The organism is Streptomyces sp. NBC_00885 (assembly GCF_045207475.1).
Classification (GTDB): domain Bacteria; phylum Actinomycetota; class Actinomycetes; order Streptomycetales; family Streptomycetaceae; genus Streptomyces.
Genome location: NZ_CP108796.1, coordinates 326,804 through 336,045, shown reverse-complemented (window position 1 = coordinate 336,045; position 9,242 = coordinate 326,804). Strand labels below are relative to the sequence as shown.

At 65.3% G+C, this 9,242-nt stretch carries 9 protein-coding genes and 2 pseudogenes; 4 read left to right on the top strand and 7 right to left on the bottom strand.

Translation table 11 applies throughout. From position 1 onward, the window contains the following. Positions 1 to 258 precede the first annotated feature (258 nt). On the top strand, positions 259 to 1,896 hold the full coding sequence (locus OHA61_RS01685) for a cytochrome bc complex cytochrome b subunit (protein WP_406307256.1): 1,638 nt from the start codon (positions 259 to 261) through the stop codon (positions 1,894 to 1,896). A gap of 30 nt (positions 1,897 to 1,926) precedes the next feature. Here the strand turns inward: OHA61_RS01685 and OHA61_RS01680 are convergent, their stop codons facing one another. The 4 genes and pseudogenes from OHA61_RS01680 to OHA61_RS01665 form a co-directional block, all read right to left on the bottom strand. Then, positions 1,927 to 2,316, bottom strand: coding sequence for a cytochrome c oxidase subunit 4 (locus tag OHA61_RS01680; protein ID WP_406301322.1), 390 nt, complete (start codon positions 2,314 to 2,316; stop codon positions 1,927 to 1,929). After that, the gene (ctaD, locus tag OHA61_RS01675; RefSeq protein WP_406301321.1) at positions 2,313 to 4,028 is read right to left on the bottom strand and encodes a cytochrome c oxidase subunit I; all 1,716 of its coding nucleotides are present in this window, start codon (positions 4,026 to 4,028) and stop codon (positions 2,313 to 2,315) included. Before ctaD ends, OHA61_RS01680 begins: the two co-directional genes overlap by 4 nt. A 181-nt stretch (positions 4,029 to 4,209) precedes the next feature. Further along, positions 4,210 to 4,578 (bottom strand): low affinity iron permease family protein, encoded by a 369-nt coding sequence (locus OHA61_RS01670; RefSeq protein WP_406301320.1) that lies wholly within the window; start codon positions 4,576 to 4,578, stop codon positions 4,210 to 4,212. A 5-nt stretch (positions 4,579 to 4,583) separates the two neighbouring features. After that, positions 4,584 to 4,832, bottom strand: a pseudogene (locus OHA61_RS01665) (uracil-DNA glycosylase); the annotation flags it as partial. A gap of 306 nt (positions 4,833 to 5,138) precedes the next feature. Between OHA61_RS01665 and OHA61_RS01660 the strand changes: the two are divergent. The 3 genes and pseudogenes from OHA61_RS01660 to OHA61_RS01650 all read left to right on the top strand — a co-directional run bounded on the left by OHA61_RS01660 (position 5,139) and on the right by OHA61_RS01650 (position 6,579). Beyond that, positions 5,139 to 5,351 carry a CsbD family protein gene (locus tag OHA61_RS01660; RefSeq protein WP_406301319.1) on the top strand — a complete coding sequence of 71 codons (213 nt, stop codon included), beginning with the start codon at positions 5,139 to 5,141 and terminating at the stop codon, positions 5,349 to 5,351. Positions 5,352 to 5,930: 579 nt separating this feature from the next. Then, positions 5,931 to 6,022 (top strand): annotated as a pseudogene (locus OHA61_RS01655) (metallophosphoesterase); the annotation flags it as partial. Between the two features lie 233 nt (positions 6,023 to 6,255). Next, positions 6,256 to 6,579 carry a plasmid stabilization protein gene (locus OHA61_RS01650; protein ID WP_406301318.1) on the top strand — a complete coding sequence of 108 codons (324 nt, stop codon included), beginning with the start codon at positions 6,256 to 6,258 and terminating at the stop codon, positions 6,577 to 6,579. Positions 6,580 to 6,620: 41 nt separating this feature from the next. Here OHA61_RS01650 and OHA61_RS01645 read toward each other — a convergent pair whose 3' ends face one another. The 3 genes from OHA61_RS01645 to OHA61_RS01635 form a co-directional block, all read right to left on the bottom strand. Next, a complete protein-coding gene (locus OHA61_RS01645) occupies positions 6,621 to 7,592 on the bottom strand; it encodes an LLM class F420-dependent oxidoreductase (RefSeq protein ID WP_406301317.1) in 972 nt (323 codons plus the stop codon). 71 nt (positions 7,593 to 7,663) lie between these two features. After that, positions 7,664 to 8,326, bottom strand: coding sequence for an HAD family hydrolase (locus tag OHA61_RS01640; protein ID WP_406301316.1), 663 nt, complete (start codon positions 8,324 to 8,326; stop codon positions 7,664 to 7,666). 201 nt (positions 8,327 to 8,527) lie between these two features. Beyond that, complete coding sequence (locus tag OHA61_RS01635; protein WP_406301315.1) at positions 8,528 to 9,202, bottom strand: DUF6766 family protein; 675 nt, start codon at positions 9,200 to 9,202, stop codon at positions 8,528 to 8,530. Between the last annotated feature and the right edge of the window lie 40 nt (positions 9,203 to 9,242).

Here is a 9,242-nt window from a genome sequence, read left to right as displayed (position 1 = left end):
GCCCAGGCCGCGGTCGAGCTCCGGTGTGCGAGGCTCATGCCTGTCGATTGATGTTGACAGCTGAGCTGATGGAAAGCGGCGGAGAGACGCGCACCATCCGTCACCGGGCTGTCCCTCCCCTCGGAGGCGGCCCTCCCAAGAACCGCTCCAAACGGCTGTGAGTCCCGTGCGTCGACACGAATGATTCCGTGCGGTGAGTGTTACCCATGTACCAACGCAAGCGGGATGCGTGGCACGGGAACGCCGGGAGAGTGGTGCATGCTCCAACAGCGCAAGGCGCAATTGAAGGCCAAAGCCGAGGATGCGGCCATCCGCGGGTACACCGCGGCGGACGGTCGGCTGCCCGTCACCGAGCTCGCCAGGCAATTGCTGCGCAAGGCCTTTCCCGACCACTGGTCCTTCCTGCTCGGTGAAATTGCTCTGTACTCCTTCGTGGTGTTGCTCCTGACCGGCACCTATCTCACGCTCTTCTTCGATCCCAGCATGATGGAGAGCACGTACACCGGTCCCTATGTGCCCCTGCAGGGCGAGAGAATGACGCAGGCGTACGCCACCACCCTCAACATCAGCTTCGCCGTGCGCGGCGGCCTGCTGATCCGTCAGATCCACCACTGGGCGGCGCTGGTGTTCCTCGCCGCCATTGCCGTCCATATGCTGCGGATCCTGTTCACCGGCGCCTTCCGCAAGCCGCGAGAGGCCAATTGGATCATTGGCGTATCGCTGTTCGTCCTCGCGCTCCTCGAAGGGTTCGCAGGCTACTCGCTGCCCGACGACCTGCTGTCGGGGACCGGTCTCAGGACAGCTGCCACGATCGTGGGGTCCATCCCGTTCGTCGGCACGGACCTGGAGATGTTCGTCTTCGGCGGGGAGTTCCCGGGCAGAATCATCATCCCCCGCCTGTACATCGTCCATGTCCTGCTCGTCCCCGGCCTCCTTGTGGCCCTGATCGCCGCTCATCTCATCCTGATCGTGTATCTCAAACACACCCACTGGGCTGCGCAGGGCAGGACCAACAGAAATGCCGTAGGCATGCCGATGTTCCCTCAGTTCACCGCGAAGACCACCGGCTTCCTTCTCATGATCTTCGGCATCCTGGCCCTCATGGGCGCCCTCGCGCAGATCAACCCCGTGTGGAACTACGGCCCCTATCGTGCAGACCAGGTTTCCGGTGATGCGCAGCCGGACTGGTATGTCGGATTCCTGGAGGGCGCCATGCGGCTCATGCCGCCCTGGGAGACTGTCGTCGCGGGACACACGATCATGTGGAATGTTTTCATTCCCGCGGTGGTGTTGCCCGGCGTCGTCTTCACCGTCCTGTTCCTGTACCCCTTCTTCGAGAAGTGGGTGACGGGCGACCGCAAGGAACACCATCTGTGCGACCGGCCACGCAACCGCCCGGCCCGCACGGGACTCGGCGTGGCGGCCATCGTCTTCTACGCCGTTCTTCTGGCAGCCGGAGGCAACGACGTCATCGCCCTTTCCTTCCGTGTGTCCGTCAACACCATGACGTGGATCCTCCGGATCGCGCTGGTGGTCGCACCGCTCCTGGCGTTCGCTGTGACCAAACGCCTCTGTCTCGCCCTTCAGATGCGCGACCGGGGACGGCTGACAAAGGGGGAGGAGACCGGTCAGGTGACTCAGTCTCCCTACGGCGGACTGCAGGAGAGCCATCGCGGCATCACCAAGGCCACCCGTCACCGTCTCCTGGTGCGAGAGGTCCCGATGCCCCTGCAACTGCCCGCTGAAGGTCCGCTCTCGCGTCGGCTGCGCCTCAGAACAACTCTGAGCAGCTGGTATTACGGCGATCGTGTCGATCTGCCGGTGACGCAGGAGCAGAAGTCCGCCATCGCGGAGCGCACTGCTCCCCCCGAGCCTGTCAGTGAAGGCCAGGAGTGAGGTTTCGCCTGTTGGCTGTCGTGCGCCGTCTCAAAGCGGCGGCCGCGAGAACTGGAACACCATTCCGCACAATCCCGCCAGAACCACGCCCACCCCGATCAGGAAGAGCCACAGCCCGAAGACCGTCCCGAGAGCCACTACGGCCGCGCCTGTGGCGATGAGCACCGGCCAGGCGCTGTGCGGCGGAAAGAAGTCCACCGGCCCCGCCCGCTCATGTACCTCTCCCTCCTTCCGGTCCTCTGGGCGCAGTCCTTTCCTGCGGTAGTTCGTGGCGAAGACGAACGACACGAGCAACGCCATGAGGAAAGCGACGGTGAGCGCAGCGGTGCCGGCGGGATCCTTGGACCAGAGGGCGTAGAGAACATCGGTGACGAGAAAGAACCCTGCGACCCCGGCGAAGAGGATGGCCTCGGTCTTCATGAGCTCGCGTCCCCCCGTGTGTCCGGCGTCGGTGGGGGGCCATCTCTGCCGATGGGTGGTCCTACCGCCGCAGCGGGGTGGTTGAGGTCGAATGCCGGGGAGTCGGAGCGTACGCGCGGCAGAGCCGTGAAGTTGTGGCGCGGTGGCGGGCACGAGGTCGCCCACTCCATCGACCGACCGAACCCCCAAGGATCATCCACCTCGACCTTGGGCGCGTACCGACTGGTGCGCCACACGTTCAACAGAAACGGCAGCGTCGACAGGCCCAGCAGAAACGAGCCGATGGAGGAGATCGTGTTGAGGAGGGTGAAGCCGTCCGCCGCAAGGTAGTCGGCGTAACGTCGCGGCATTCCGCTCTCTCCGAGCCAGTGCTGGACGAGGAAGGTGCTCTGGAATCCGACGAACAGGGTCCAGAAGTGAATTCGCCCGAGGCGTTCGTCGAGCATCCGTCCGGTCCACTTCGGCCACCAGAAATAGAACCCGGCGAACATGGCGAAGACCACCGTTCCGAACAGCACGTAGTGGAGGTGCGCCACGATGAAGTACGAGTCGGTGAGGTGGAAGTCCAGCGGGGGAGAGGCGATCAGCACACCACTGAGGCCGCCGAGCAGGAAGGTGACCAGGAATCCCAGCGACCACAGCATGGGCGTCTCGAACGAGAGGCTTCCGTTCCACATCGTGCCGATCCAGTTGAAGAACTTGACTCCTGTGGGCACGGCGATGATGAACGACATGGCCGAGAAGAACGGCAGCAGAACCGCTCCCGTGGCGAACATGTGATGAGCCCACACGACCGCCGAAAGCATGGTGATGGCGATCGTGGCACCGACCATGCCGACGTATCCGAACATCGGTTTCCGGCTGAACACGGGCAGAATCTCGCTCACTACGCCGAAGAACGGCAGCGCGACGATGTAGACCTCAGGGTGACCGAAGAACCAGAACAGGTGTTGCCACAGCAGCGCGCCGCCGTTGGCGGAGTCGTAGATATGGGTCCCGAATTTTCTGTCGGCTTCGAGGGCCAGCAGAGCGGCAGCGAGCACCGGGAATGCCTGCAAGGCGAGGATCGATGTGAAGAGTACGTTCCAGGTGAAGATCGGCATCCGGAACATCGTCATGCCGGGAGCGCGCAGACAGACGATGGTCGCGACGAAATTCACGGCTCCCAGTGTCGTACTGACCCCGGAGAGAACCAGGCCCATGGTCCACAGGTCACCGCCGGCGCCCGGCGAGAAGACGGCACTGTTCAGCGGGGCATAGGCGAACCAACCGAAGGCTGCTGCGCCGCCCGGGACGATGAATCCCGACACGATGATCAGCCCGCCGAAGAGGAAGAGCCAGTACGTGAGCGCGTTGAGACGGGGGAAGGCGACGTCGGGTGAGCCGATCTGCAGCGGCATGACAGCGTTCGCGAACCCGGCGAACATCGGCGTCGCGAACAACAGCATCATGATGGTGCCATGCACGGTGAACAGCTGGTTGTACTGATCGGCGCTGACGATCTGCAGACCGGGGCGGGCCAGTTCGGCTCGCATCAGCATCGCCAGCAGCCCGGCCAGCAGAAAGAATCCGAAAGCGGTGACCATGTAGAGATTGCCGATGACCTTGTGGTCCGTGGTCGTCAGCCAGCCCAGGAGCCGGACGCCGGCACTGATCCGCCGATTACTGACTGCTGCCTCGATGGAGGTGGCTTCCTGCTGGTCCTGCGACATCGCTTCCCCGTCCGCCCTGATACGCGCATTCCGGCTTCGGAATTGATGGTGGAGCCTCGCATCACGGATGGCGTGTGCGACGGGCGGGAAAGCCTCGGATTTCGTCAGTTCACCGGCGTGGAGGCGCCAGGGTGGGGATCGACGCCGAGGGCGTTCCCATTGCGAAGGCGCGAAGGGGCGCTCAGGTGTCCTCCTCCATCCGGATTGCGGCCCTGAGGTCGTCGTGTGCCTTTCCGCGCTCGCCCCCTTGCTCTTCGAGCAGGGCGGCCGCGATGGCGTCCAGCTTGCGCTGGATCGCGCGCTCGGCCCGTAGTTCCGAGTTCTTCAGCAGAGCCACCAGGAGGAGCGTTACCGTCGTCATCCACCCCTGGGCGAACAGTTGCCATTCCAGGTCCAGCCCGGCGGCGTGCACAGCCGTAACACCGGCGACGAGGGCCAGACAGATCAGGAAGAACGCCAGGGAGCTGGTGAACCTCGAAACTACCTCGGCCAGCCGTTCGAACCGCCCCCGCCCCTCGCCTCCGCGATCGGCAGGATGTTGAAATGTCATGGGACCTAGATGCCTCTCTGGCCGTCCAGAACCTCCGCAACTACGCGCAGATCCGAGACGAGGCCTTGGTAGACCGACTCGCGGTCGTCGGCGCGCAGTACGGCGGAGGGATGGATAGTGGCCACCGGACCTCGAATCCCCTCGTCGGCCTCACCGGGCCCGTCAAGCGTGGGCCACGGCAGCAGCGCGCCCCGCTGCTGGGTCACCCGGAATGTCGATCCGAGCAGTGCCTTGCCCGCGGTCGCGCCGAGTGCCGCGGTACGACGGTTCTCTTCGCCGCTGTCCTCCCGGATCCGGCAGGGAGTCTCAGCGCCCTGTTCACCGTGCGCCCGCCTGAGGTGGGCCGCAAACCAACGCACACCGGTCACCCGCACGATTGCTGGAAATCGTCCTGTGGATAGACGGGGGCGTCATCGCCGGTATCTTTGCTTCTGCAACTGGACCCCATCTGTGCGGCCTGGTCCCACGGCGCTTTGGTGAATGGTGTTTTCATTCTCCCAATCGAGGTAGTCGCATAAAGTAACGGAAAGGACCGTTACTCGGTCGAGGAGCTGATCCGCGTGGCTGAGGGAAAGAGAATCCGCGGCAGGGCCCAGGAGACAGTGGGCAAGGCCAAGCAGAAGATCGGGCGAGCAACGGGGCGGGACGACATGCGCCTGAAGGGGACGGGTGACCGTGCCGAGGGGAAGGCACGCCGGGCCGTGGGGGAGATGGCAGACAAGGTCAAGGGTACGGCGGAGGAAGTCAAGGGAAAGATACGCAGGCACAAGTGAGGGATCGTCAGTGCGCGATGCCACAGGCCTCGGATGGATTTGCTTCCCCTGTCCGGGGCCGCTGCGTGGGCACGGTGCCCCGCTCAGGGTGCGCTGCGTGGCCGAGTCACCCCAGGACGACTTCAGGCTTCATGACGTTTCGCAGGGCCGCCTCGAGTTCCGTCACGCTCGCCCGGTTGGCTCCGATCACGGCATAGCGCCAAGATCGCCTGTCGGCAGGAGCGTCCGCATGGAGCACCACGACTTTCCTGGGGCTCGATTCCCAGGCCAGCTCTCCTGCCCGCAGCAGCCCGACCGCGTCGGCGAAGCCGTGCTGTGCCCGTGACCACCCCCTTGGCGTACAGCCTGCCGTCCGAGGCCAGGGCCGCGTCGATTCCGTAGGGGCCGGTGGACCCATGAGCGGCCAGATGGTGTCCGAGCGCCGAGCCCCAGTGCTCCAGCTCCTTCGCGGAGGTGCCGGCACCGTCCTCCACGGGTGAGACAGCTCTGGGGGTGGCCCAGGGTTCCCCGGCGAGGGTGTCGGGCACTGGCGAGAGTTGCGCGCAGAGCGATCCGCACCGAAGTGCCTCGGGTCGCGAGGCCGGCGCCGACCTGGCCGTGCACGGCCATGCGCATCGGGGCGTGGAACACGGAATGACGGCGGAGTGCGCGTACAAAATGTGGCTGAGTGATCCGCCCCGTCCTGGGTACGCGAATTCATGTGGATAAGCTGGCCGAAACCGAACCGATCGGGTATGAGACACCCGCAGAGCAGAGCGTCCGTATGTGCCGCGCTGCCGTTCTCGACAACGGGAACACATAGCCGGAGAGGGACGCGGCGAGCGGTCTGGAATGGAACATCGTCCTTGGCGAGGACTGAATGCCCGGTCGGGATCGGAAGGGCACCGAAACATAAGGAGTGGTCATGCCTCGCGGCTCGAGTCTCAAGCGGGAGCGCCAGTACGAGCACATCAAGGGGAGTGCCGAGCAACGTGGTGAGAGCAAAGAGCGGGCTAAGGAAATCGCGGCCCGCACGGTAAACAAGGAGCGCGCGCGCTCGGGCGAGGCGCGCACCGCGAGCAAGTCGTCGACGCAGGACATGTCGTCGGCGAAGCGTGGCGGTCAGCGCTCCCACAGCGGTTCCAAGGGTCCCACGTACGACCAGCTCTATGCGGAGGCACAGCGCCGCAATATCCACGGCCGGTCGTCGATGAACAAGGCCGAGCTGAAACGGTCGCTGGGACACTGAACGACATGGCCTGTCATCCACTTTGGCGCGGCAGGCTCCTCTCACCCGAAGGCCTCACTGAGGGCGGGCAGTAGCCTCTTTGCCGACCAGTCGAGGTATTCGTGCTGGGTCTCGCCACCGATCTGTACGAGTGCCACCTCCGTGAAGCCGGCATCGATGTACGGACGTACGGCTTCGACGAAGTCGTCGATGTTGTCCCCGCACGGAATGGCGCCCGCGACGTCCTCAGGACGTACGAACTGGGTGGCCGAATCGAAGGACTCCGGGTGCGGTAGTTCCGCATTCACCTTCCAGCCGCCGCCGAACCAGCGGAACTGGTCATAGGCTCGCTGCACCGCCGCCTCCCGGTCACGGTCGTAGCAGACCGGCAGCTGCCCGACGCGAGCCTTGCCCTCTCCACCGTGCCGGTCGAACCAGGTCAGCAGATCCGCTTCCGGCTCCGTGGCGATGACGAAGTCGGCGAGGCGGCCGGCGATGGAACAGGACTGCTCTCCAGAGACGGCGATCCCGATGGGTGGAAGGTCGTCCGGCAGATCCCACAGCCGGGCCGAGTCCACATCGAAGTGGGTGCCGTGGTGGGTGACATGACCCCCCTCGAAGAGCGCGCGGATGATACCGACGGCCTCCTCGAACATCTCGTGCCGCACACTTACCGGTGGCCAACCGCCGCCCACGACATGTTCGTTGAGGTTCTCCCCGGACCCCAGCCCCAGCCGGAACCGTCCCTCGGACAGCACCTGCATGGTCGCCGCCTTCTGCGCCACCACCGCCGGGTGGTAGCGGAACGTCGGGCACGTCACGCATGTCATGAGCGCAATGCGCGACGTCGCCTGAGCGGCCGCACCGAGAACGCTCCACGCGTAGGGGGAGTGGCCTTGCGATCGGAGCCAGGGAAAGTAGTGGTCCGAGGCCACCGAGAAGTCGAATCCCGCGTCTTCGGCCTGGACGACATGGCCCACCAGCTCGCGGGGCCCTGCTTGCTCGGTCATCATCGTGTATCCGATGTGCACCATGGTCTGGATTCCGTTCTGTGTTCTGCCCTGTCCGGTCCTTGTTTCCCCGGCGCATGGGCGTCGCGAGCGCGTCAGGCGTTGGCCAGGGGGCTGTCGTCCAGCGATTGCAGCAGATGGGACGGGTCGTTGAAGATCGCGACCGCTCCGGCATCCTCCAGATCGCCGCGGGGAATGCCGCCGCACAGCACACCCACGCAGGTGACGCCCGCCCCGCAGCCCGCGTGCATGTCCCAGACGGTGTCGCCGACGAAGACAGCTCGCTCAGCCGGGACGCCGACGAGGTCCAAGGCGTGCTGGACGGGGTCCGGCGCCGGTTTCCCAGCCTCCACGTCGTCGGCGCTGGCGCTGGAGCTGATGGCGTCGTCGGCGTCGATGGCCCGCCGTAGCGCCTCCAGTTCCTTCCCGCCGGCGGACGTGGCCAGGACGACGCTCCAGCCGTTGTCCGCCAGCACGCGCAAGAGGTTGCCCGCCTCCTGGAACGCGGGAAGCCGGTCGGAGAAGGTGCCGTACAGCGCCTTGTGCCCCGCGGAGATGGTGTCGTCCTCGTCGCGATCGCGCCCGTCTCCCAGCAGATGGGCAATGAGGTCGTCGGACCCCAGTCCGATGGCGCGATGGATGGCGTGCATGGGAACTGTGTGGCCTGCTTGCCGCAACGCTTCCCACCAAGCGGTCACATGGAGGTGATTGGTGTCGACCAGGGTGCCGTCGACATCGAACACGGCGGCGCGTGGCATGGGGTTCCTTCCATTGGTGTCCCGGAGCGGCGTGACCGTCTGCTCCGCCTACTGGTACCTCCATGGCACTGCGGCCAGCGGCTCAACGCATCTCCACTTCGTGGATTCGGGGGCGAGCGACGAGGCGCAGGACGAACCGGGTGGCGTCCCCGTCATGCGCGGCAGGCCGGGGCGTCGCGTGGTCGCTCCCTTGGAGCGCTGTCAGCCCTCGACACCGGTCGACATGTGGGCCGCGCCCACGGGTTTGGATTCGGGGGAACCGCGCTGACGGAGGTAGACGGACAGGATCGCCATGGAGGCGACCGCGAGGAGCTCCGACTGCCAGTTCTGCAGCGAACGGCTCCAGAAGTCGGCAGAGATCAGGTATTCGCCCCAGCTGATCGGCGCCTGGAGCTGGCGTAGCCGCTGCTCGTCGTATGCGGCCACACCGGCGATCGATTGAGCGAGCCACGACAACAGGAACAGCGCCGCCATAACCACGCCGAGAGACCGGGAGAACACCGCTTGCCGCCAGTCCTGCTTCCTCGCCCAGGACGGCGAATCGGGCCCCGCGTGCTCACCGACCCGCTGCTCCCTGTCGGACTCGGGTCCCGCTTTGTGCAGCTCCTTCGACTCGGGTGAGCCCCGCTGCAACAGCCAGACCGTCCCGAAGACATAGAGGAAGAACTGAAGGTATTCCGACTGCCAGTTCTCCGTGACATCGACCGCGAAGTCTGAGGACGTCACATAGCTGCCGAACCCGATCTGCTGTAGTCCGTCGACTGCCAGCTGCTGATTGAACTCGGCGTGACCCGCAATCGCCTGCGCTGCCAGAACCACCAGGAAGGCGGTGCCGAAACCCAACGTGAGTCCGTTGTCGTGGATGAAGTTGCGCATGGATCGCCATGTCCTGCTCATCGGTGCAGCAGCCCGATCG

Coding starts and splice junctions, on each gene's coding strand:
- OHA61_RS01685 (WP_406307256.1), top strand. CDS start 259: ATGCTCCAACAGCGCAAGGCGCAATTGAAGGCCAAAGCCGAGGATGCG.
- OHA61_RS01680 (WP_406301322.1), bottom strand. CDS start 2,316: ATGAAGACCGAGGCCATCCTCTTCGCCGGGGTCGCAGGGTTCTTTCTC.
- ctaD (WP_406301321.1), bottom strand. CDS start 4,028: ATGTCGCAGGACCAGCAGGAAGCCACCTCCATCGAGGCAGCAGTCAGT.
- OHA61_RS01670 (WP_406301320.1), bottom strand. CDS start 4,578: ATGACATTTCAACATCCTGCCGATCGCGGAGGCGAGGGGCGGGGGCGG.
- OHA61_RS01650 (WP_406301318.1), top strand. CDS start 6,256: ATGCCTCGCGGCTCGAGTCTCAAGCGGGAGCGCCAGTACGAGCACATC.
- OHA61_RS01645 (WP_406301317.1), bottom strand. CDS start 7,592: ATGGTGCACATCGGATACACGATGATGACCGAGCAAGCAGGGCCCCGC.
- OHA61_RS01640 (WP_406301316.1), bottom strand. CDS start 8,326: ATGCCACGCGCCGCCGTGTTCGATGTCGACGGCACCCTGGTCGACACC.
- OHA61_RS01635 (WP_406301315.1), bottom strand. CDS start 9,202: ATGCGCAACTTCATCCACGACAACGGACTCACGTTGGGTTTCGGCACC.